Consider the following 22,978-nt stretch of genomic DNA (forward strand, 5'->3'; position numbering starts at 1 on the left):
CGCCGAACCATCAGACCACGGCGTCGGCCACCTGGAAGGCGTCGACCGAGGTCTTCAACCGCCCAGCCTGCTCGGTCAGCGAATGCGCAGCGGCGGCTGCCTGTTCGACGAGCGCCGCGTTTTCCTGCGTGAGGCTGTCCATCTGCGTGACGGCGAGATTCACCTGATCGATACCCGCGCTCTGTTCGGCGGCGGCTGCGGCGATTTCCTGCATCACGCCCGTGACGCTCGCAATTGCATCGCGGGCCTGCTGGATCGTCGTGCCCGTGCGTTCGACGAGGCCCGCGCCGCTGCCGACCCTGTCGACGGCGCGGCTGATCAGTTGCCGCACTTCCTTGGCGGCGCCCGCGCTGCGATGCGCGAGCGTCCGCACTTCGCCCGCGACGACGGCGAAGCCGCGTCCCTGTTCGCCCGCGCGCGCCGCTTCGACAGCGGCGTTCAACGCGAGAATGTTGGTCTGGAATGCGATGCTCTCGATGACCTCGATCACCTCGACCATCTTCTGCGATTCCGTCGAGATATCGCGCATCGTCGTCACCGCCTCGCCGACCATCACGCTGCCCTGGTTCGCGATCTGCGCGGCGCTTTCGGCCAGCTCGCTCGCGGTGCGCGCGTTTTCGGCCGTTTGCCGCACCATCGACGTCATCTGCTCCATGCTCGCCGCCGTCTCCTGCAGCGAAGCGGCCTGATTCTCGGTGCGCGACGACAGGTCCGCGTTGCCGCTCGCGATTTCTCCGGCGCCCGTCGCGACGTGATCGGCGGCGTGCTTGATGGCGCGGATCGTGTCCGTCAGCGTGTCGCGCATGCGGCGCATTTCTCGCAGCAGGCTGCGCTCGTCGTCGGTGCGCGTGTCGATCGACACGGTGAGGTCGCCGACGGCAATCGCGTTCGCGACGTCCGCCGCATAGCCGGGATCGCCGCCGATCGTGCGCTGGATGCTGCGATTGGTCAGCGCGACGAGCGTGGCCAGCAGCAACGCAATGGCGGCGAACACGCCGCCAATCAGATACAGCGAGCGCATGAAGGCCGCGTCGATATCGTCGACATAGGCGCCCGTTGCGATGATCCAGTCCCACGGCGCATAGCGCACCACGTAGCCAATCTTGTCGACGGCTTCAGCGGGCCCCGCTGCCGACGCCGGGCGCGAATGCGGAAACACGTAATCGACGAAGCCGCCATCGGGCAATTGCGCGACTTTGGCGAAAGCCACGTAGTGATGGCGGCCGTCCGCGTCGGCGGTGCCGGCGAGATCCTTGCCGTTCGTCGCAGGCTTGATCGGATGCATGATCATGCGCGGCGTCGAATCGATCACGAGGAAGTAGCCGTCCTCGCCGTAGCGTATGTCGCGCAACCGGGCGAGCGCTTCCTGGCGCGCGTCCGCTTCGCTCAGCTTGCCGCTCTGGGCGAGCTTCGCGTATTCCTCGACCAGCGACAGCCCGACGTGCGCGACGTTCACGAGGTCGTTCTTGCGTTCCTCGATGCGCGTTTCGCGCGACAGATACGCCGCCGACACCGACACCAGCAGCAAGGCGATCAGACTGATGACGAGCGGCAACCACAGTTTCTGGGTAAAACTCAGCTTCAGCATTCGGACGCCTCGCTACGTGGGCGATATATGAAATGTGGACGCGCCGCGCTGCAATGCGGCACGCATGTCTCCATCTGATATATCGACAACTGAGGCGTGGGCTTGCGTACAGGGAAACCCTGTCATGGATTGTGCGGAGAGCGGCGATCAGCGCGCGTCAAAGCGCGCGGCGAGCCGCCGCTCACGGAACGCTTCGACGACGAAATCGACGAACACGCGCGTCTTGGCGGGCAGCAGCTTGCGGTTCGGGTAGTAAATCGTGAGCGGGCTGAGTTCCGCGTACCAGCCGGGCAAGAGCCGCATCAGCTGGCCGTTTTCGAGCCACCGCGCGGCGTGCGGCGTCGGCAGGAATGCGACGCCGAGACCGGCCAGCGCCGCGTGCGCCATTGCTTCGGGATCGTCGAAGATCATCCGCGTCTTGCATTCGGCGAGCGCTTCCTCGCCGACCTGATTGCGCATCGTCCACGCGCGCAGACGGCCCGTGCTGCTGGAGCGCCGCGCGATGCCGTCCAGTTCGGCGAGATCGGACGGATGCGCGGGCAGCGGCCGGCCCGCCATATAGGCCGGCGACGCCGCGACGATCACGGCGGGCCGCGCCAGATCGCGCGCGACCACGCCTTGCGTCAACTCGATCCCGCCGCCGATCGCCGCATCGAAGCCGCCCGCGATCAGGTCGACGGCCCGGTTGTCGAAGTGCCAGTCGGGCACGATGTCGGGATAGCGTTCGAGGAACTCGCCGAGCAAGGGCAGCAGATACTCGCGCCCGAACGCGACGGCCATGCTGACCTTCAGCACGCCCGACGGCTGGCCGCCTTGCTGCGCGGCGCGCGCAAACGCGTCCTGCAGGCTGGCGAACGGACTGCCCGCGTCGGCCCAGAGTTGCTCGCCGCCTGGCGTCATGGTGAGCTTGCGCGTGCTGCGATGAAAGAGCCGCACGCCAAGATGCGTTTCGAGCCGCGCGACGTTCTTGCTGACGGCGGCGGGCGTCAGGCCGAGGCGCCGCGCCGCCGCCGAAAAGCTGCCCGTTTCGGCGGACTGTATGAAAGATTCAATGAGGTTCAGCGCTTCCATGTGATATCCGTCGTGATGCTGCCGTATCTGTAGCTTATACCTGCGGTTGAAACTGTTAGTCGTGATTCGATACTACCGGCAATGCAATCCGCTCGCCATACTGGCCTCACCTGATCAACAAACCCACTGGAGCACAACATGAACTCGAATCTGCAAGGCAAGGTAGCTTTCGTCACGGGCGGCGCGCGCGGCATCGGTGCGGCGGTTGTGCGCCGGCTGGCAAGCGAAGGCGCGACGGTCGCTTTCACTTATCACAGCTCGGCTGCGGGCGCGAACGAACTCGTCGCGAGCATCGAGAAGGCGGGCGGCCGTGCCGTTGCCGTCAAGGCGGACGTCGCCGACGCAGCGGCGCTGACCAACGCGATCAACGAGACGGCGCGCCAGCTCGGCAAGATCGATATTCTCGTGAACAACGCCGGCGTGCTGCGCCTGGGCACGCTCGACGTCTTCTCGCTCGAGGACTTCGACGCGACCGTGCAGGTCAACGTGCGCGCCGTGTTCGTGGCGTCGAAGGCGGTGCTCGCGCATATGGGCGAGGGCGGACGGATCATCAATATCGGCAGCACGAACGCCGATCGCATGCCGTTTGCGGGCGGCGCGGTCTACGCGATGAGCAAGTCGGCGCTGCAAGGGTTCGTGCAAGGTCTCGCGCGTGATCTCGGCCCGAAGGGCATCACGGTCAACAACGTGCAGCCCGGTCCCGTCAATACCGACATGAACCCGGAGGCAGGTGAATTCGCGGAGTCGCTGCATGGTCTGATGGCGATCCCGCGTCACGGGAAGGCCGACGAAATCGCCGGCATGGTCGCGTATGTCGCCAGCCCGGAAGCGGCCTTCGTGACGGGCGCGAACCTGATGATCGATGGCGGCTTCAGCGCCTGAGGTCTCGCCTGACTGACAGGTTCCTCGCGACGCTTGCAGGCAGGGCGTTGCGGGAGCCTGTCAAAACGCTGTCAAGGCTTCGACAAATACACGTCAAGCAGCTGTCACGTAACGTTTCTGCCGTTTGCTCATGTCAGAATGACGCTTTCGCGGACCCCACCTCGAAACGCACATGACTTTGAACCTGGCGCCCGCCACCTATGGGGCCGACCGCTCCGGCCTCGTCTGCGGATTCCGCTTTTCACCCGACAAGCCCGGCCTGGCCGTCGATACCGACACAGCAGCCGAATGGCTCGCCGAATGCCGACACGAGGCGAAAGGGTCGGGCGCCCATCCGGGCGAATTCCTCTGGCTGCATTTCAATCTCGCGCATGTGTCGAGCGAGCGCTGGATGCGCACGCACCTCGATCTGCCCGACACCTTCTTCGAAGCCCTGCGCGAAGGCTCGCATTCGACGCGTATCGAGCACCAGCATGGCGCGCTGCTCGCCGTCGTCAACGACGTGATGTACGACTTCGAGCAGACGCCTTCCGAAATCGCGACGCTGTGGGTCTACACGCACAAGCGGATCATGGTGACGGCGCGCCTGAAGCAGCTGCGCTCGGTCGACCGGCTGCGCGCGTCGGTGCGCAACGGCGAGAGTTTCGATACGGCGGCTGAACTGCTGATCCATCTGCTGCGCGACCAGGCCGATCTGCTGGTGGAAATCGTGCGCAGAACCAGCGTCGAAGTGGACCGCATCGAAGATCATTTTCTATCGCAGCGCGCCTGGCAAAGCCGCCGCGACCTCGGCGCGATGCGGCGCGTGCTCGTGCGGCTGCAACGGCTGCTCGCACCGGAGCCGGGCTCGATCTTCCGGTTGCTGGTGCGGCCGCCTGCGTGGCTGTCGCCCGTCGATGTGCAAAGCCTGCGCGATTCGACGGAAGAGTTCTCGCTGGTGCTCGGCGACCTGTCGGGCCTCGCGGAGCGCATCAAGCTTCTGCAGGAAGAGATCGCCGCGCGCCTGAACGAGCAGACCAACCGCACGCTGTTCACGCTGACCATCGTGACGGTGCTCGCGCTGCCCATCAACATCATCGCGGGTCTGTTCGGGATGAACGTGGGCGGCGTGCCCCTCGCGGAAAACAAGCACGGTTTCTGGGTGATGGTGCTGCTGGTGGTGAGCTTTACCGTGCTGGCCGGCTGGTGGGCGTTGCGCCGGCGTCCGTCGGCATGACGGGCGGGGCGCTCGCGGCGCCGCGTCTGGAATGCGTCCCTTCGACACGGGAATGGCAGATGCCGAGCGTAAAATCCACGCACCGTCGACCTGGCAGCATGTGGCATCAAGCAACCTTGCACTGAACGTCCGTTTCAGGAGGCCTCACATGGCAAAGCTCATCGCGCTCTACAAGACCCCAGCCGACCGCAACGCATTCGACGCCCATTACTTCGACAAACACGTGCCGCTCGCGAAGTCGATTCCCGGCTTGCGGCGCTACGAAGTCAGCGTCGGGCCGGTGGCCGTCGCGAAGGGCGAATCGCCTTATGCGCTGGCGGCCATCCTCAGCTTCGACAGCTTCGAGTCGCTGCAGCAAGCGCTGGGCACGCCCGAAGCCGCCGCCACCACCGCCGATCTGCAGAACTTCGCGCAGGCGGGCGTCGAACTGCTCGTGTTCGACTCGAAAGACGTCTGACGCGGATACGGCGTTCCCGCGCGCGGTCTTTTCCGCTCTCGTTTTCCTTCGCCTCTCCGTACTATCCCTGGCGGACTGCGCCAGATGATAACGCTACCATCCGTCGATCCCGTCATCGTTTCGCCGTTGCGAAAGACTGTCCATGATGTCCCGCCGCGTGTCTGTACGGCCGGAAATGATAGCGTTACCAAGGAGACTGATTTGTCCTCGAATCGCAAGAAGCCTGAAGAGTTGCGCAGCTACCGCTGGTATGGCGTCAACGATCTCCGTTCGTTCGGCCACCGCTCGCGCACCGCGCAGATGGGCTATCACTCGTCGGACTACATGGGCAAGCCGGTGATCGCCGTCGTCAATACGTGGAGCGAGATCAACTCGTGCCACACGCACTTCAAGCAGCGCGTCGAGGAAGTGAAGCGCGGTATCTGGCAGGCGGGCGGTTTTCCCGTCGAAATGCCCGTGATGACGCTTGCCGAGCCGTTCCAGAAGCCGACCACGATGCTCTACCGCAACTTCCTCGCGATGGAGACGGAAGAACTGCTGAAGTCGTATCCGTTCGACGGCTGCGTGCTGATGGGCGGCTGCGACAAGACCACGCCCGGTCTGCTGATGGGCGCGATCAGCATGGACTTGCCGGCCATCTATCTGCCCGCCGGCCCGATGCTGCGCGGCAACTGGAATGGCCGCACGCTCGGCAGCGGTTCGGATACATGGAAGTACTGGGCGGAACTGCGTGCGGGCAAGATCACGGAAGACGAATGGAAGGGCATCGAAAGCGGCATCGCGCGTTCGCCGGGGCACTGCATGACCATGGGCACGGCCTCGACGATGACGAGCGCGACGGAAGCGCTCGGCCTCACGCTGCCGGGTTTCTCGTCGATCCCCGCCGCCGATTCGCGGCACGCTCAATTTGCATCGCTGACGGGCCAGCGCATCGTCGAGATGGTGTGGACCGACCAGAAGCCGTCGGACCTGCTCACCGCGAAATCCTTCGATAACGCCGTCACCACCGTGCTCGCGATGTCAGGCTCGACGAACGCGATCGTGCACCTCGTCGCCGTTGCGCGCCGCGCGGGCATCGACCTGACCACGGCGCGTTTCGACGAGCTTGCGCGCGTGACGCCCGTGCTCGGCAACATCCGCCCAGCGGGCCAGTATCTGATGGAGGATTTCTATTACGCGGGTGGCCTGCGCGCGCTGCTGGCCGAACTGGGCGAACTGATCGACGGCACGCAGATGACGGTGAGCGGCCAGACGCTCGGCGAGAACATCGCGGGCGCGGAAATCTTCAACGACGACGTGATCCGCAAGCGCGGCAATCCCGTCGTCGAACGCGATGGGCTCGCCGTGCTGTCGGGCAACCTCGCGCCCGATGGCGCCGTGATCAAGCCCGCCGCGATGGAACCGCATCTGCACAAGCACCGGGGCCCGGCTGTCGTGTTCAGGGACTATGGCGACATGGCCGCGCGCATCGACAGCGAAGACCTCGACGTGACGGCCGATTCGGTGATCGTGCTGCAACATGCCGGACCCGTCGGCGCGCCGGGCATGCCCGAGTGGGGCCAGCTGCCGATCCCGCAAAAGCTGCTCAAGCAGGGCGTGCGCGACATGCTGCGCATCTCCGATGCGCGCATGAGCGGCACCAGCTATGGCGCATGCGTGCTGCACGTGGCGCCGGAGTCGTTCGTCGGCGGCCCGCTTGCGCTGGTGAAGGACGGCGACATCATCGAGCTCGACGTAACGGCCCGCCGCTTGCATCTCGACGTCAGCGACGCCGAACTCGCGACGCGCAAAGCAGCATGGAAGCCGCCGAAGCGTCCATTCGAACGCGGCTTCGGCGTCATGCATCAGTTGCACGTGACCCAGGCGAACAAGGGTTGCGACTTCGACTTCCTCGAAGAGAAACTGGCGGCGCCTTCGCATGAAGCCCACGAAGCGAACAGCAATGAGCCGGAAATCCACTAACACGAACACTGTCATAGCCCACACAAAATGACCGCATCCGAAACGACCGTGAGCGCCGAGGCGCTCGAACAACTCCGTCACGTGAGCACCGCGACGCTCACCACGCAACTCTTCAAGCGCGGCCTGCGCAACGTGTTCCTGCAAGGCGTCGCGCCGCTCGTGAAGCCCGCGCCGGGCGCGCCGAACCTGGTCGGCCCCGCGTTCACGCTGCGCAATATCCCCGCGCGCGAGGACATCGATCATGTCGGCGTGTTTCAGGACCCCGACCATCCGCAGCGCAAAGCGGTGGAAACGGCGCCGCCCGGCAGCGTCCTGGTGCAGGACTGCCGCGGGGATCGCACGGTGGCATCGACGGGTTCGATCCTCACGTTGCGCCTCGCGAAGCGCGGCGTCGCGGGCATGGTGTCCGACGGCGCGGTGCGAGACAGCGGCACGATCTCCGAACTGGGCCTGCCGATCTGGTGCGCGGGCGCGAGTGCCCCGTTGAACCTCGCGAAGCACCATGCCGTCGACATGAACGTGCCTATCGCCTGCGGCGGCGTAGCCGTCTATCCGGGCGATATCGTCGTCGCGGACGTGGACGGCGTGGTGATCGTGCCGCGCGAAATGGCCGAAGACGTCGCGCGCGACGCGACCGAGCAGGAGCAGCTCGAAGTGTTCATCCAGCAGCGCATCGCCGAAGGCAGTCCGCTGCGCGGCACGTATCCGCCGAACGAGGAAACGCTGGCTGCCTACAAGGCGTGGCGCGAAGCGCAGAAGCAGTAACGCACGCAGCGTCGCAACGAAAACCTGCACAACGAGGCCCGCGCGCATGCAGCCGGACCCGGGAGACACCGTGAACACCGTCACTTCAGCGATCGACGAATCGCGCCTCATCAATCGGCTCGGCTTGCGGCTCATGCCCTTGCTTGGCCTGCTGTATCTGGTCGCGTATATCGACCGCTCGAACATCAGCTTCGCGAAGCTGCAGATGCTTGGGAGCCTCGGGTTGTCGGAAGTAGCGTATGGGTTGGGCGCGTCGCTGTTCTTCATCGGCTATCTGATCTTCGAAGTGCCGAGCAACGTGCTATTGCACAAGTACGGCGCGCCAAAGTGGATGGCGCGCATCATGTTCACGTGGGGCGTCGTGACGATCCTGCTGGCGTTCACGCAGAACGCGACGATGTTCTATGGGCTGCGCTTTCTGCTGGGCGCGTCGGAAGCGGGGCTTTATCCCGGCGTGATCTATTACCTGACGCTGTGGTTTCCGCAGCGGCATCGCGTACGGATGCTCGGTTATTTCACGGTGGGCAGCAGTCTGGGCAACATGGTCGGCGCGCCGATCTGCGGCTGGCTGCTCGACAAGGGCGGTGTGCTCGGACTCCAAGGCTGGCAGCTGGTGTTCGTCGTGACGGGCATTCCTTCCGTGCTGCTGACGCTCGTCGTGCTGTTCTGCTTGCCCGCATCGCCGCGCGAAGCGAAGTTCCTCGACGACGAAGAGAAGAACTGGCTCGCGCGCACACTGGAAAGCGAAAGCGCGCAGGCGCGCAAGAGCGCCGCGCGTCACGGCACGCTCCTGAGCGTGCTCACCGAGCCGCGCGTGATCGGCATGGCGCTCTACTACATGATGCTGTCGATCTCCGTCTACGGCGTCAGCTACTGGCTGCCGACGCTCGTGAAGGGCTTCGGCGTCAGCAACACGACGAACGGTTTTCTCAACATCATTCCGTGGCTGATGGCGACGATCGTGCTCGCGTGGCTGCCGTCGAAACTGCGCGCGGGCAATCGCGCGATCATCGCGATGCTTGCTTCGTCGCTGCTGGGCATGGTGTTCTTTCTGTCGTCGGTGTTTTTGCCGACCAACACGTTGCGCTTCGTCGCGCTGTGCTTCGGCGCGCCGTGCATGTATTTGCTGATTCCATGCTTCTGGACGTTGCCGCCGAAGTTCCTGTTCGGCGCGCGCGCTGCGGCGGGCATCGCGGCGATCAACTCGCTCGGCAACATTGGCGGCTTCATCGCGCAGAACCTCGTGCCGTTCGTCAAGCAGACCACGGGCAGCACGCAGGCGCCAATGCTGATTCCCGCTGCCTGCATGCTGATTTTCGCGTGCGTGACGACGTTCGTTCTGCGGCGTAGCGGGCGTGCAGTGCAGGGCGTCAACGCCGCGCCCGTCACTGAATAATTCACGATTGCGCCATTGGCTACAATAGCCGCGCAACGTCATCCCCTCCATCACTCATGCCGACCGCCAAGCCAACCGACGCACCGATCGATCTCAAGGCAGCGCCCGCGCGTCGCACGCGGGGCGGGCCGAAGGGCTTGCGCATCACGGATGTCGCGGCGCAGGCGGGCGTGTCGCCCATCACGGTCTCGCGCGTGTTCAACAATCCGGCGTCCGTTGCGCCTGAAACGCTCGAACGCGTGCGGCAGGTCGTGCAGAAACTCGGCTATGTGCCGAACCGCCTGGCGGGCGGTTTGTCGTCGGCGCGTTCGCGGCTGATTGCAGCCATCGTGCCGACTGTCGCGCACTCGCTGTTCTCCGAGACCATTCAGGTGTTCAGCGAAACCATGTCGCGCGCGGGGTATGAAGTGCTGCTTGCGCTGAGCGGCTATAGCGACACGAACGAAGAAAGCCTGCTCGATACGGTATTGAGCCGACGTCCCGAAGGCGTGCTGCTGACGGGCGTCGCGCATACGGATTCGCTGCGTGAGCGGCTGCGCAATGTCGGCATTCCTGTGGTCGAAACGTGGGACATGACGGACACGCCGATCGATATGCTGGTCGGCTTCTCGCATTACCAGATCGGCGTCGCGGTGGCGGAGCGTTTTCTGGCGCGCGGCGCGAAGCGGCCCGGGTTGATTTCGGCGAGCGACGTGCGCGCGCTCGCGCGGCGCGCGGGCTTTCGCGAGCGGCTCGCGCAGGCGGGTATGACGGAGGTGGCCGAAGCGATCGTCGCGCCGCCTAGTTCGGTGGCTACCGGGAAGAGTGCGTTGCCCCGGTTGTTGCAAGATGCGCCTGATGTCGATGCTGTATTTTGCGGCTCGGACTTGCTGGCAATTGGAGCGTTGGGCGCGGCGCGGCGCATGGGTCTTGAGGTGCCTGGGTGTCTCGCGATTTGTGGTTTCGGCGATCTTGAGTTCGCGACGGAAACGATGCCGCAACTGACGACGGTGCGGGTGGATGGGATGAGGATTGGCTTGAGCGCCGCCCGGGCGCTGCTTGATCGGTTGGATGGGGGGCTGGAGCGGGCGTTCGTTGATGTTGGGTTTCGGGTGGTTGGGCGTGAGTCGGGGTGAGGGTGTGGGTTTTGTGTGGGTTTTGGTTTTGTGTGGGCTTGACTTGGCGCTGGCATCCGCGATGCGTTAGCGCGCTTCACGCGTTGCCCCTGTGCGGGGCGGCACCTACTTTTCTTTGCCGCCGCAAAGAAAAGTAGGCAAAAGAAAGCGGCTCACACCGCCAACATTTCTTCTTGCCTGAGGGCCCCCACAGGTTCTTACACTTCACACGGCAACCACGTGACCCACGTTCGTTGCCAACGCTCCGAATGAGCGCCTCACCCGCTTCACGCAACCGCATTTCAGCACGCCACGCCAGACAGTCCACCGCCGCCCAGGTGGCAAACTGTGTGTCGGCTTTCGCGCCATACGCGCATCACTCCGGACCGATAGGGCATGCGTTCCACGCGGTAAGAGCGCCACCCTATACGACGCGACAACCTACACACAGTTTGCCACCTGGGCGGCGCATACCATTCGCTGCCATTTGCACGAGTACGGGTAATTGAAGCAGGTGATGCGCTCATTTGAAGCGCTGGCAACGCACACGAACAAGGGCGTTGCCGTGCGAAGTGTGGGGACGTTGGGGGCCCCAGGACAAACGTCAAGAATTGGCGGTGTGAGCCGCTTTCTTTTGCCTACTTTTCTTTGCGGCGGCAAAGAAAAGTAGGTGCCGCCCCGCACAGGGGCAACGCGTGAAGCGCGCTAACGCATCGCGGATGCCAGCGCAAAGCCAAACCCACACAAAACCAAAACCCACACAAAACCCACACCCTCACCCCGACTCACGCCCAACCACCCGAAACCCAACATCAACGAACGCCCGCTCCAGCCCCCCATCCAACCGATCAAGCAGCGCCCGAGCGCGTTTCACTCCGGCCGCTTTCCATCGCCGCCACGCGGTTCTTCCCATCGCGCTTCGCACGATAGAGCGCGAGATCGGCAGCTTCAATCAGCGCCGTCATCTGCGCGTCCGGCGCGGGAACCTGCGTCGCGCAGCCGACGCTGATCGTCACGTATTGCCCCGACGGCGATCCCGCATGCGCAATGCGCAGCGCTTCCACTTCGAGCCGGATCTTCTCGGCAAGCAGGCGCGTGCCGCCCGCCGACGTGCCCGGCAGCACGACCGCGAACTCCTCGCCGCCGAACCGCGCCGCGAGATCGCCGGGCCGCCCGAGGCAGCCCTCCACCGTCGACGCAATCTGCTTGAGCACTTCGTCGCCCGCGACGTGGCCGTAGGTGTCGTTGTACGGCTTGAAGTTGTCGACGTCGATCATCAGCATCGACACTTCCGTTTGCGCGCGCATGCCACGCCGCCATTCGGCGTTCAGATATTCGTCCAGATAACGGCGGTTCGACAGCCCCGTCAGCCCGTCCGATTGCGTCAGCTTGCGCAGTTCGAGATTCGCTTCCAGCAGTTGCTGCTGCGATTCGCGCAGCGCACGATACGCCTCGTCGCGCTGCAGCAGGTTCACATACGAGCGCGAGTGATAGCGGATGCGCGCGACCAGCTCCATCCGGTCGGGCAGCTTGACGAGATAGTCGTTCGCGCCCGCCGCGAAGGCCGCGCTCTTGATGGTCGGCTCTTCCTTGGTCGACAGCACGATGATGGGCACGTCGCGCAGCTTCGCGTTCGTGCGGTACGCCTTGACCAGCGTGAGCCCGTCGATGCCGGGCATCACGAGGTCCTGCAGGATCACCGTGGGGCGCGTGTGGGTGGCCGCATGGATGGCTTCGTCGGCGCTCGCGCAGTAGTGCAGGTCGATGCCGTCTTCATTCGCAAGCGCGCGCCGCACGGCTTCCGCGACGATCGCCTGGTCGTCGACCAGCAACACCATGATCGGCACGTCGGACAGCGCGGCCGTTTCCAGCGCGGCGCGCGCGGCTTCGAGCGCGGCATTCGCGCGGTCGGCCGACGTCGATGTGGAACCCCCCTGGTCCCGTGCCCCGATTTGATCGAAGTCCATGTGCGTACCCCTGTCGGAAGTGCTGGTCATGCGTTGTCCCGGTGTTTCACTGCGTGCCGCTCCTGCATCGAATGCCTTGCTGCTGCTGTCTTTGCCCCTGCCGTCTCGCGCGAAGTCAGCCTCGCGCGAATGCCGCCAGCTGACCGGCAATGCCGCCCAGCGGCAGAATCCGGCGTGCCGCGCCCAGCGTCGCGGCCGCCTTCGGCATGCCGTAGACGGCGCACGTCGCTTCGTCCTGCGCGATCGTGTCGTAGCCTTTCGCGCGCATCGCCTTCAGCCCGATCGCGCCGTCGCGGCCCATGCCCGTCAACAGTACGCCGAGTGCCTCGCCGGGCCAATGCTCGACGACACTATGAAAGAACACGTCGACGGAAGGACGGTAGGGCATCTCGGCCGGCTCGCGAGTGTAGTGCAGCGCGCCGTTCTGTGTCAGCAGCATGTGATCGTTGGTCGCCGCGAGCAGCGCGACGCCTGCCGCCGGCAACTCGCCTTCGCGTGCGGTGCGCACCGGGATGGACGTCTGCCCGTCGAGCCATTGCGCCATGCCGTCGGCGAACACCTTGTCGACGTGCTGCACGATCACGATGGGCGCGGCGAAGTCCGCAGGCAGGCTGCCCAGCACGGTCGCGAGCGCGGCCGGCCCGCCCGCCGACGCGCCGATCGCCACCAGCCGCCGCGCATCGCGCGTGAGCGGCGCGATGGCCGTTTGCCGGGGCGCCCAGGGCTTGTCCATCAGCTGGCCGATCTGGTCGATCTTCTGCAGCATCAGCAGCGCCGACTCGCCGATGCCGCGCCCGCCGAGCGTCGGCGTATCGACGGCATCGAGCGCGCCCGCGCCCATCGCCTCATAGACGCGCCACGTGTTCGCGCCAACGCTGCTCGTCACGATCAGGATCGGGCAGGGCGTGCGCGCCATGATGCGGCGCGTTGCTTCCACGCCGTCCGTCTTCGGCATGATCAGGTCCATCAGCACGACGTCCGGCGTCTGCGCGGCGCAGAAATCGACGGCTTCCTCGCCATTGGCGGCGACCCACAGCACGCGATGCTCGGGGCGCAGCGCGATCACGCGGCGCAACGCTTCGACGGCGAGCGGCAGGTCGTTGGCGATGCCGATATTCATGCTGATGCCTCTCCAATCAGGTCGCGTACCGCATCGAGCAAGGCTTCGTCATGGAAGCTGCCCTTCGCGAGATAGTAGTCCGCGCCGGCTTCGAGCCCGCGCCGGCGGTCCTCGTCGCGGTCCTTGTACGACACGATCATCACGGGCACGGACTTGAACAGCGGGTCGCGCTTGATCAGCGTGACGAGCTCGATGCCGTCCATGCGCGGCATGTCGATATCGGTGACGACGAGATCGAATGTGCCGTCCGCCTGGTTATGCAGCGCGTTCCAGCCGTCCATCCCGTCGACGGCGACCGTCACCGCGTAGCCGCGTTTTTCCAGCAGCTTGCGTTCGAGTTCGCGCACCGTCAACGAATCTTCGACCACCAGCACATGCTTGCGCTGGCGCGCGGCGACGTCGTGCGCGCGGCCGATCCGGTCGAGTTGGCCGCCGCGCACGAGCTTGTCGACCGAACGCAACAGGTCGTCGACGTCGACGATCAGCACGGCATCGCCGTTCTCCATCAGCGCACCCGCCGCGATGTCGCGGATCTTGCCCAGACGCGGGTCGAGCGGTTGCACGACGAGCATGCGCTCGCCGAGAAAGCGGTCGACGGCGACCCCATACGTCTCCCGTTCGTCGCCGATCACCACGACGGACACCGACTCGCGCGCCACGCCCGCCTGCGCGCCGAGCAGCTGATGCGCGGTGACGAGCCCGACGGGCTTGCCGTCGAACGCGAAGTGCTGCTGGCCTTCGAGCATGTCGATATCCGCGCGCGCGAGTTCGAGCGTGCGGCGCACATGCGCGAGCGGAAACGCGTAGGCCTCGCCGCCCACGTCGACGAGCAGGCTGCGCACCACGGAAAGCGTCAACGGCAACTGCATCACGAAGCGCGAGCCGCGGCCCGGCTCGTTGACGATGCGCACGGTGCCGCGCACGGCCTTGACCATTTCATGCACGGCGTCGAGGCCCACGCCACGGCCCGAGACGTCCGTGACCTGCTCGCGCATCGAAAAGCCCGGCAGCAGCAGGAAGTCGAGCAGTTCCTGTTCGGACAGGCGCGCGGCCGTGTCCGCATCGGCGAGCTTGCGGCGGATCACCGACGCACGCACGTTGTCGAGATCGATGCCCGCGCCGTCGTCGCTGACGCTGATCAGCAGCTTGCCCGCGCTGTGGCGCGCTTCGAGCGTCACGTGCGCTTCGGCGGGCTTGCCGCGCGCGATGCGCGCGTCGGGTGACTCGATGCCGTGATCGAGCGCGTTGCGCAACAGATGGCCGAGCGGCGCGTCGAGCATGTCGAGAATGTCGCGGTCCACCTGCGTCGACGTGCCGACGATCTCGAACTTCACACGCTTGCCGAGCGAGCGCGCCAGATCGCGCACGACGCGCGGGTAGGCGTGCGTCGCGTCGCCGAACGGTCGCATCCGGCACTGCAGCGCTTCGTCGTACAGCAGTTGCGCGAGATTCGCGCTGCTGCGGTCGAAGCGGTCAAGTTCGTCGAGACGCGCGCCGAGCGTGTGCTGCATGCTGTTGAGCGAGGTGCGCACGTCGGCGAGCGCCGCGAGCGCGGCATCGTCGAGATGCTCGGCGAGGGTGTCGTAGAGCGCGTCGAGCGCGCGTGAGGTTTCGCGCTGCGTGCGCTTGAGGCGCAGCATCGAGGTCGCGAACGGCTTGAGCCAGCGCGATTCGACGAGCACTTCGCCCGACAGGCTCAACACGCGGTCGAGATTCGCGGCGCGCACGCGCAGCATGCGGTCCGGGGTGCGAGCCGAGGCATGGGTGTCTTGCTGCGCGGGGGCGTCGGACGGGACAGTGGGGTCGGCTTCAGGCGTTTCCTGCCGTTGCGCGAGCGCTTCGGCCTGCAACTGCGCCTGGAGTTGCGTGTACACGTCGACGTCCGGCGCGGGTTGCGGCCCGTCACCGTTGGCCGTTTCGTGCGCGGCGCTTTCGGGCGACGCCATCCGCGCCACGAACCCGTCGATATCGGCGCGCGTGACTGGCGCGTCCGGCTTCGCTTCGCCCACGCGCAAAAGCATATCGACGCCGCGCAGCAGCACGTCGATATGCGCGGGCGTCAGTTGCAGTTCACCGCGTTGCGCGCCGACGAAGCACTCTTCCATCACATGCGCGATATCGACGCCGTCCTGCAAGCCGATGATGCGCGCCGCGCCCTTGAGCGAATGCGCGGCGCGCATGCAGGCTTCGAGCGCGGCAGCGTCGGCGGGGCGATGTTCGAGCGCGAGCAACCCGTCGGACAGCACGCGCGTCTGCGCGGCGGCTTCCTCGCGGAACAGTTCGAGCAGCGACTGATCGTCGTCGGTCATCGCAGGCTCCGGGCAATCGAGTCGAACAGCCGCGCCGGCTCGATCAGCCCGACGGTTGCGCCGCGCCACGCGAGCACGCCTCGCGCGTGCGACGCGGTGGCATGCGCGAGCGTCGCGGGCACGGGCAGCAGTTCAGCGTCCGCATAACGGATCACACCTTCGACTTCGTCGACGGGCAAGGCAACGGGCGGTGCACCGGGCTCGCTGTCTTGCGCCGCGACCAGCATCCGCGCGTAGCCGTTGCGCGCGGCCTGCTTCGTGTCGGCGGCGCGGTCCATGTTCAGCAACTCGCCGAGCGAGACGGCCACGGTCAGTGCGCCGCGCACGTTGACGACGCCGAGCACGGCGCGCGAACGTTGATGCGGCAGCGAATGGATCGCGCGGATATCGTCGATCTCGCGCAGCACGCGCGTCGGCAGCGCGAGCCACTCGCCCGCGACGCGAAAGGCGAGGGCGGATTGCGTCTGCGCGGATGCTTCACGCGCTGCCGCTCGGGGTGCGCTCGATTCCGCACGCACAACGAGGTCCGCGTCGCTCAACGGCCGGTCGAGCAACCGTGCCGCGCTTTGCGCGAAGACCGGGCAGTTCAGGCAGCGAAAATGGTCGGCGAGGCGCGGGCAGGTGTTGTCGCCACGCGTGCCAATGCGGTTCCAGCAGTCGTCGACGCGCACGGCCGCGCTCGAATGATCAGGAGCGTCGTGCAGCATGGAGTCCTCGTGAACGTTGCGCGTCGTCGGTTGATGATTGTGTCGATTGAGCCGCGCGCGCAGCCGAGCGTTGCGCGCGCTGCATCAGATTCTGCGCGCCTGCCCGATCGCCGCCGATGTCGAGCAATGCGGCCAGATGCGTGAGCGCTTCGTAATGCGCGGGCTCCAGATAGAGCGCCTTGCGATAGAAGTCGGCGGCATCGGCGCTGCGGCCGCGCGCATCGGCGATCAGGCCGAGCAGGTAGAACGCGTCGACATTCGGGCCATGCGCGATCGCGTGCTGATGCGCGAGGCGCTCGGCTTCGTCGAAGTCGCCCGCGTCGGCGTGACGGCGCGCCGCAGCCAGCAATGGTTCCGCAGCGGCGGGCGGGGTCGACGCGGGCGGCAATGTTCGCACGCTCTGTTGCGCGCGCGCGGGCGGCGGCGCGAGGGCGCGGCTCGCAAGCGGCGGTTTTGCGGGCGCGCGCGTTGCCGCCGTGAACGCGGGCGTACGCGTGGCTTGCGCCGTCAGGTTTGCCGCGCTCATGGCAAGCGGTTTGGCCGCGCGCGCCGCATTCGTTTCTTCGGGCGTGCTGCGCCGGAACGCAAACGCGAGCGGAATGCGCGCGGAGCTCATCGCGTGCCGCATCATCAGGCCGGTTTCGGCAGGGCCGACGAAGATCGTGCCGCCGCTGGCGAGATTCGCGTCGAGCACGCGGATGGCGCGGTCCTGCGCTTCGCGGTCGAAATAGATCAGCACGTTGCGGCAGAAAATAAAGTCGTACGGCGCCTGCGCGCCCGCCTGCAAGTCGAACAGGTTGGCGTGCGAGAACCGCACCGTGTCGCGCACGCGCTCGCTCAGCTGCCAGCCGTCGTCGAGCGCCGTGAAATGCCGGTCGCGAAACGCGAGCGGATGGCCGCGAAACGAATTGCGCCCGTAGCGGCCCGCGCGCGCATGCTCGATCACGCGGGCGCTGATATCGAAGGCATCGACGGCGAAGCGGTTTTCGCCGATGCCCTCGTCGAGCAGCGTCATCGCAATGGTGTAGGGCTCCTCGCCCGTCGAGCAAGGCAGGCTCAGCACGCGCAGCACGTGCATCGGATCGCGCACGAGCCGCTCGTTCGCGAGCCGCGCGAGTGCCACGTACGCCTCGCGATCGCGGTAGAACCACGTTTCGGGCACGACGAGCGCCTCGATCAGCGCCTGCCGTTCGTCGCGCGACACGTTCAATTGCTGCCAGTACGCTTCGATCTCGGCGGGATCGATGGCGACGCTCGTGTCGTGCGCGGCGAGGCCAAGGCGCGTCACGCGCACGCGTTCGAGCACCGCGCGCTCCAGCGCGTTGATGCCCAGCGACGACGCGTCGATCCCCGTCTCCCGCAGGAGCCAGGTTTCGAAGCGCGGCACGATGGCGTTCGCGGCGTTCATCGCTTGTGAGGTTCGGGTTGCGGGAAGAGCAGCGCTTTCACGTCGTCGTCGAGCATCCGCTGCACGTCGATCCATTGGATCAGGCCGGACTCGTCGCTCGCGACGGGACCGAGCCAGCGCGCATGCGGCGTCGCGATGCCGCTGTGGGCGAAGTGCCCGCGTTCGATCCGGCGCGTCTGCGTCGCGCGTTCGACGATCAGGCCGAGCAGCCGCGGGGGCGAGTCCGCGTCGCCGGGTTCAAGGGTGTGGCGCGTGTCACGATAGTGGACGAACACGAGCCGGGTGGAGCGCCAGTACTGCGACGCCCGGCCAAGCGCGAGTTGCGCGAGATCGATCACGGGCACGGGTTCGCCGTGCCGCTCGATCACGCCTGCGACCCACGCGGGCGCGCCGGGAATCGCCTTGGTGGCCGTCAGCGTCTGCACTTCGACGATGTCGGCGGCATCGAGCGCATAGCGGTCGCGGTCGAGTTCAAACAGAAGGAAGAGCATCGCTGTGTCAGTCCCCGTCGCGTGCGCGCATCGGCATCACGCTTCGATCTTGAAGCGCGACACACCCGTGCGCAGCTGGTTCGCGACGAGCGTGAGATCGTCGATCGCCTGCGACGACTGACGCAGCGATTCCGCCGTCTGCTGCGCGGCCTCCGACAACTGCGACAGCGCCTGGGTGATCTGCTCGGCGCTCGTCGCCTGCGTGTGCATGCCTTCGTTGACGAGCTGGAAGCGCGGCGCGAGCGTCTGCACTTCGTGAATGATCTGCGACAGCTGCTCGCTGACCTGCTGCACGTCGCGCATGCCGCGCCGCACTTCTTCGGAGAACTTGTCCATGCCCATCACGCCCGCCGACACGGCCGACTGGATCTCCTTCACGGTCTGTTCGATATCGAACGTGGCGACGGCCGTCTGGTCCGCAAGACGGCGGATTTCCGTCGCCACGACGGCAAAGCCGCGGCCGTATTCGCCCGCCTTCTCGGCTTCGATTGCCGCGTTCAGCGACAGCAGGTTGGTCTGATCGGCGACCTTGGTGATCGTCGCGACCACCTGATTGATGTTGACGGCTTTCTCGTTGAGGATCGCGAGTTTCGCGTTCACCGAGCCGGCTGCTTCCATCACGCTGCGCATCGTGTCTTCCATCCGCGTGAGGCCGTTCTGGCTCGCGCCCGCGAGCGTCGCCGACTGATCCGCGACGGCCGACACTTCGTTCATCGTGCGCAGCAGATCGCGCGAGGTCGCGAAGATTTCGCGCGAGGTCGCGCCGATCTCCGTGGTGGTCGCGGCCGTTTCCGTCGCGGTCGCCTGTTGTTCCTTCGACGTCGCCGCGATCTCGGCCACCGACGTCGTCACCTGCAGCGACGACTTTTGCGCCTGCGCAACGAGGCTGTTCAGTTCCTCGGCCATGCGGTTGAAGCCCGCCTCCAGCGTGCCGAATTCGTCGCGGCGGCCCAGCTTCAGGCGCTGCGTCAGGTTGCCCGTGCGCATCACGTTGTGCACGTCGACGAGGCTCGCCATCGGCACCGTGATCGCGCGGTACAGCGAAAAGCCGGTGTAGAGCGCGACCAGCAGCGTGACCCCGAGCGCCGTCGCGAGCGTGATTTCCGTGCCCGTCACCGAGTCGCGGATCGATTTTGCGGATTCGTCGGCCTGGGTGCGGTTTTCGTTGACCAGCGCGTTTGCCGCGCGGATCACGCTTTCCCAGGCGGGCGCGAGCTTGATGAAGGTGGCCTGTGCATCCGCCTTCGAGGCGGGTGCCGCGTGCATCGCCTCGTTGAGTTGGGGCAGATATCGATCCCAGGCGGCGCGGAAGACGCGGAAGTGCTCGCGGTCCGCGTCGCGAAAGAGCGTGGCCTGGTACTCGGCCGACACCTGATCGAACTTCTGCAGCAAGGCCGGCATCCGTTCGAGATCCTGCTTCGTCGCCGCCTCGCTGCTGTCGACGAAGAGCGCGCGTTCGAGCGTCGAATAGCCTTCGTTGGCGGCCGCGCGCAAGGTCGTCGCGAGATAAAGGCCGGGCACCGAGTCGTGGCCCATGCTGAGCGCTTCGTCGTCCATCACGCGCAGCCGGCTCCACGAGATCGCGGCCATCACCAGCATCAGCACGAACAGCGCGCCGAAGCTCAGCATGATCCGGTTGCCGAGCGTGAAACGGGCCGCGTGCCTGGGGTCGAGCAGGGTGGTGTCGCTGGTGCGGGGCGTCGCTGTGGCCATTGTCGATGAGTCTTCCGATGTGAATGGTGTAAGGCGGCGTTGCGGATGGCGATCATCCGGACGGTCCACGCCGACGCTAACTGGAAATTACCTGATTCCCGTGCGAATCATTATCCCAAAAAGCTCGCGAAACCTGTGCCAGATCGGCGCATTGAAAGGGAGGCTGGAAGATTTGCAGCAACGCGCACGCATGGCCTGGCTGGGCTGCGCCTTGACTGACAACCATGGACGCCGCGTTGCCGCGCTTCCGGCGATGCCCGCGCCCAATCCGAAAGCTCGCACCGCCGTTGCGAAATGCATAAGAAGGCTTTGCGAGCGCGGTTTTGTCGCCCAGAATGTTCCGTAACACAGCATGCGCTGTCGGATACGCACTCTGGCCGGGTGTCGACCGCGAAATGCCTTCCGCTGATTGACGCGAAGCGGGCGTGCGCGGCGTGGGATGAGGGTGGTTATGACCGGGTGTTGCAGTGGTATCTGCAGGACCTGCAGGCGCGGCGTCAGACGCGTTATACGTCGCCGTTTCTGTTCGCGGAACTCTATGCCCGGCTGGGCCAGGCCGACGCGATGTTCCGCTGGCTCGAGGTGTCGCTCGCGGAGCGCTCGCCGCGACTGTGCGAGCTGCGCACGAATCCGTGGTTCAACCGCTATCGGTCGCTGGGAAAATTCAGGAGCGTCGAGAAGCGGATCGGTTATTGACGCGCGCCGGTTCCAGGCGCGATGCGCCGCGAAGGCCGCGGTGCATCGCATGCATGGTGCTCACTTGCCGTGATAGAGGCTGGCGTTCAGCCGATGCTGCTCACCCGACTGCTCGGAGTGCAGCAGGTCCTGATAGACGTCGGCGCGTGTGGTGCCCATCGCGCGTCCGGACTGGCCGGACGACGTGTCGGGCATGCCGCCGACATCCTGCGCCGTTTGCGCGACGGGCACGGTTGCGGATTGATCCTGCGCCCCTGCGTGCCCAACATATCCCACTGACAGAGCGACCGCGCAGGTCGCCGCGATGCGAAGCGTCTTCATGATCTGACTCCTTCGAAACGATGCGGGTACGGTCAGCGCTGACTGGCCGGCAGGCCCGCGCCGTCCCCGGTGAAAGCGGCGGGCGCGGCGGGATTCGCTGTTGATATGGTGCGAGCCGCACGAGGATGGCGCTATCGACAGATCATGAAGAAATCATCAAGCCGCAGCCGCGCGGCGCGGGCGCACGCGGCCTACAGCGTCTCCCACCGCCAGGCTTGTGCGAGCCGCTCGCGCAGATAGTCGACGAAAGCGCGCACGCGCGGCGCGAGATGCTGGCTGTGCGGATAGATCGCGTGCAGCGGCGCGGCGGACATCGAATGTTGCGGCAGCACGCGTCGCAGCTTGCCGGCGAGTATGTCGTCGCCGACGTCCCAGATCGACTTCACCGCGATGCCCGCGTCGGCAAGCGCGAACAGATGCGCGGCTTCGCCGTCGTTCGTGACGATCGCGGCATCGACGCGCACCGCGATGCTCTCGTCACCTTCGAAGCGCCATTCCGCGCGCCGCTGGTCGCCGATCAGGATGCAGCGGTGCGAGGTCAGATCGTCGGGATGCTTCGGCGTGCCGTGCGCCTGCAGATACGCGGGCGAGGCGCACAGCACGCGAAAGTTCGGCGCGAGCGAGCGCGCGATCAGCGATGAATCGGCGAGACTGCCGAAGCGGATCGCGAGATCGAAGCCGCTTTCGACCAGATCGACGACGGCGTCCGTCAGTTCGAGCTGGACGGTGAGCTGCGGATGCAGCCGCTGGAAATCGGCGATCAGCGGCGCGATCTTCTGCCGGCCGAGTTGGCCTGGCGCCGTGACGCGCAGCAGGCCGCTCACTTCCTGGCGGCGTTGCGACAGCAGTTCTTCCGCCTGCTCGATCTCGTCGAGTATGCGCACGACGCGCGCATGGAACAGCGCGCCTTCTTCCGTCAGCGTTTGCCGGCGCGTGGTGCGCTGGATCAGACGCACGCCGACGCTTTTCTCCAGTTGCGCGAGCCGCTTGCTGACGACGGACAGCGGCAGGTCCATTTCGCGTGCCGCCGCCGACAGACTTCCCGCCGAAACCACGCGGGAGAAGGCAATCAGGGCCGGCAGACTGTCGATGCGGGTGTCGCTCATTCTTCTCAAAAAAGAAAGGATTCATCAGTCTTGAAGTGGTATTTCTTCCATGGCGCGAAGACTAGCATACCCATCAATCCGATCCGTTGCTTTTCTTCAAGGAGCCCATCATGTCGTTTCGTCCTGCTTCTCCGTTGCGCCGCCTGCTGGGCGCCGCGCTGGCTGTCGGGTCGATTGTGGCGGCGCCCGCTTTTGCCGCTGTTTCGAACGATTCGCTCGTCGAGCCCCATCAACTGACCGTCGATCACAGCCTGCCCAAGGCACAGCGCGACGCGCAGATTCTCGCCGCGCGCCGCTACGACACGTTCTGGAGCACGGGCGACGAAGCGCTGGCCCGCGCCGCGCTCGCGCCCGGCTTCACCGATCGCACGTTGCCGCCGGGCCGCGCGCAGGGCATCGAAGGGCCGCTTGCCGCGTCGAAGTTCGTGCGGGCCGTCGTGCCTGATCTGCAGGCCGAGATCGAGCAGATGGTGGTCAGCGGCGATCGCGTCGTCGTGCATCTGCGTTTTCACGGGCACTTCACGGGCGAGTTCAAGGGCGTGCAGGGGCAGGGTCAGAATGTCGATTTCATCGCCACCGATATCTACCGCGTCGCGAACGGCCGTATCGCCGAAAACTGGCATCTCGAAGACAACCTGACGTTTTTGCAGCAGCTTGGCGTCGTCGCGCAGTGACGGCCGAAGTGACGGCGCAATCCATTCACTTTCTT

The 22,978-nt window shown here is 65.9% G+C and carries 20 protein-coding genes; 9 read left to right on the plus strand and 11 right to left on the minus strand.

The genetic code is table 11. The annotated features are described in order from the left end of the window. Nucleotides 1-10: 10 nt before the first annotated feature. Together C2L66_RS21870 and C2L66_RS21875 are read right to left on the minus strand one after the other, a co-directional pair. Complete coding sequence (locus tag C2L66_RS21870) at nucleotides 11-1,588, minus strand: methyl-accepting chemotaxis protein (protein WP_054934711.1); 1,578 nt, start codon at nucleotides 1,586-1,588, stop codon at nucleotides 11-13. Nucleotides 1,589-1,735: 147 nt separating this feature from the next. Next, entirely contained in the window at nucleotides 1,736-2,659 is a 924-nt protein-coding gene (locus C2L66_RS21875; protein ID WP_060602981.1) for a LysR family transcriptional regulator, read from the minus strand. Between the two features lie 138 nt (nucleotides 2,660-2,797). On the opposite strand from C2L66_RS21875, the gene C2L66_RS21880 reads away from it, so the two are divergent. From C2L66_RS21880 to C2L66_RS21910, 7 genes are all read left to right on the plus strand, one after another. Then, nucleotides 2,798-3,541: an SDR family oxidoreductase gene (locus C2L66_RS21880; protein WP_054934713.1), complete on the plus strand. Its 744-nt coding sequence runs from the start codon at nucleotides 2,798-2,800 to the stop codon at nucleotides 3,539-3,541. 172 nt (nucleotides 3,542-3,713) lie between these two features. Beyond that, a complete protein-coding gene (locus tag C2L66_RS21885) occupies nucleotides 3,714-4,757 on the plus strand; it encodes a transporter (RefSeq protein ID WP_054934714.1) in 1,044 nt (347 codons plus the stop codon). A gap of 148 nt (nucleotides 4,758-4,905) precedes the next feature. Further along, entirely contained in the window at nucleotides 4,906-5,214 is a 309-nt protein-coding gene (locus C2L66_RS21890; protein ID WP_054934715.1) for an EthD family reductase, read from the plus strand. A gap of 201 nt (nucleotides 5,215-5,415) precedes the next feature. Continuing rightward, the gene (gene araD, locus C2L66_RS21895) at nucleotides 5,416-7,176 is read left to right on the plus strand and encodes an L-arabinonate dehydratase (protein WP_054934716.1); all 1,761 of its coding nucleotides are present in this window, start codon (nucleotides 5,416-5,418) and stop codon (nucleotides 7,174-7,176) included. Between the two features lie 27 nt (nucleotides 7,177-7,203). Next, nucleotides 7,204-7,941 (plus strand): ribonuclease activity regulator RraA, encoded by a 738-nt coding sequence (locus C2L66_RS21900; RefSeq protein WP_054934717.1) that lies wholly within the window; start codon nucleotides 7,204-7,206, stop codon nucleotides 7,939-7,941. 70 nt (nucleotides 7,942-8,011) lie between these two features. After that, nucleotides 8,012-9,337, plus strand: coding sequence for an MFS transporter (locus C2L66_RS21905; protein WP_060606765.1), 1,326 nt, complete (start codon nucleotides 8,012-8,014; stop codon nucleotides 9,335-9,337). A 56-nt stretch (nucleotides 9,338-9,393) separates the two neighbouring features. Beyond that, a complete protein-coding gene (locus tag C2L66_RS21910; RefSeq protein ID WP_060602978.1) occupies nucleotides 9,394-10,452 on the plus strand; it encodes a LacI family DNA-binding transcriptional regulator in 1,059 nt (352 codons plus the stop codon). Nucleotides 10,453-11,279: 827 nt separating this feature from the next. On the opposite strand, the gene C2L66_RS21915 is transcribed toward C2L66_RS21910, so the two are convergent. From C2L66_RS21915 to C2L66_RS21945, 7 genes are all read right to left on the minus strand, one after another. Further along, entirely contained in the window at nucleotides 11,280-12,398 is a 1,119-nt protein-coding gene (locus tag C2L66_RS21915) for a GGDEF domain-containing response regulator (protein ID WP_060602975.1), read from the minus strand. 115 nt (nucleotides 12,399-12,513) lie between these two features. Continuing rightward, entirely contained in the window at nucleotides 12,514-13,518 is a 1,005-nt protein-coding gene (gene cheB / locus C2L66_RS21920) for a chemotaxis response regulator protein-glutamate methylesterase (protein ID WP_060602973.1), read from the minus strand. Then, the gene (locus C2L66_RS21925) at nucleotides 13,515-15,827 is read right to left on the minus strand and encodes a hybrid sensor histidine kinase/response regulator (RefSeq protein ID WP_060602970.1); all 2,313 of its coding nucleotides are present in this window, start codon (nucleotides 15,825-15,827) and stop codon (nucleotides 13,515-13,517) included. The genes cheB and C2L66_RS21925 overlap by 4 nt, the downstream gene beginning before the upstream one ends. Further along, nucleotides 15,824-16,534 carry a chemotaxis protein CheW gene (locus C2L66_RS21930; protein WP_060602968.1) on the minus strand — a complete coding sequence of 237 codons (711 nt, stop codon included), beginning with the start codon at nucleotides 16,532-16,534 and terminating at the stop codon, nucleotides 15,824-15,826. The genes C2L66_RS21925 and C2L66_RS21930 overlap by 4 nt, the downstream gene beginning before the upstream one ends. Then, nucleotides 16,515-17,942, minus strand: a complete 1,428-nt coding sequence (locus C2L66_RS21935; protein ID WP_060602966.1) for a CheR family methyltransferase — start codon at nucleotides 17,940-17,942, stop codon at nucleotides 16,515-16,517. Before C2L66_RS21935 ends, C2L66_RS21930 begins: the two co-directional genes overlap by 20 nt. Continuing rightward, the gene (locus tag C2L66_RS21940; protein ID WP_060602964.1) at nucleotides 17,939-18,433 is read right to left on the minus strand and encodes a chemotaxis protein CheW; all 495 of its coding nucleotides are present in this window, start codon (nucleotides 18,431-18,433) and stop codon (nucleotides 17,939-17,941) included. The genes C2L66_RS21935 and C2L66_RS21940 overlap by 4 nt, the downstream gene beginning before the upstream one ends. A 36-nt stretch (nucleotides 18,434-18,469) precedes the next feature. Continuing rightward, complete coding sequence (locus C2L66_RS21945) at nucleotides 18,470-20,146, minus strand: methyl-accepting chemotaxis protein (RefSeq protein WP_054934728.1); 1,677 nt, start codon at nucleotides 20,144-20,146, stop codon at nucleotides 18,470-18,472. 381 nt (nucleotides 20,147-20,527) lie between these two features. Here C2L66_RS21945 and C2L66_RS21950 point away from each other — a divergent pair, with 381 nt between their 5' ends. Then, nucleotides 20,528-20,842: a hypothetical protein gene (locus C2L66_RS21950; RefSeq protein WP_060602962.1), complete on the plus strand. Its 315-nt coding sequence runs from the start codon at nucleotides 20,528-20,530 to the stop codon at nucleotides 20,840-20,842. A 60-nt stretch (nucleotides 20,843-20,902) separates the two neighbouring features. On the opposite strand, the gene C2L66_RS21955 is transcribed toward C2L66_RS21950, so the two are convergent. Together C2L66_RS21955 and C2L66_RS21960 are read right to left on the minus strand one after the other, a co-directional pair. Then, the gene (locus C2L66_RS21955) at nucleotides 20,903-21,163 is read right to left on the minus strand and encodes a hypothetical protein (protein ID WP_054934730.1); all 261 of its coding nucleotides are present in this window, start codon (nucleotides 21,161-21,163) and stop codon (nucleotides 20,903-20,905) included. Nucleotides 21,164-21,354: 191 nt separating this feature from the next. Further along, nucleotides 21,355-22,269 (minus strand): LysR family transcriptional regulator, encoded by a 915-nt coding sequence (locus C2L66_RS21960; RefSeq protein WP_054934731.1) that lies wholly within the window; start codon nucleotides 22,267-22,269, stop codon nucleotides 21,355-21,357. 110 nt (nucleotides 22,270-22,379) lie between these two features. Between C2L66_RS21960 and C2L66_RS21965 the strand changes: the two genes are divergently transcribed. Continuing rightward, the gene (locus tag C2L66_RS21965) at nucleotides 22,380-22,943 is read left to right on the plus strand and encodes an ester cyclase (protein WP_060602959.1); all 564 of its coding nucleotides are present in this window, start codon (nucleotides 22,380-22,382) and stop codon (nucleotides 22,941-22,943) included. Nucleotides 22,944-22,978 lie beyond the last annotated feature (35 nt).

It is taken from the genome of Paraburkholderia caribensis (assembly GCF_002902945.1).
GTDB lineage: Bacteria > Pseudomonadota > Gammaproteobacteria > Burkholderiales > Burkholderiaceae > Paraburkholderia > Paraburkholderia caribensis.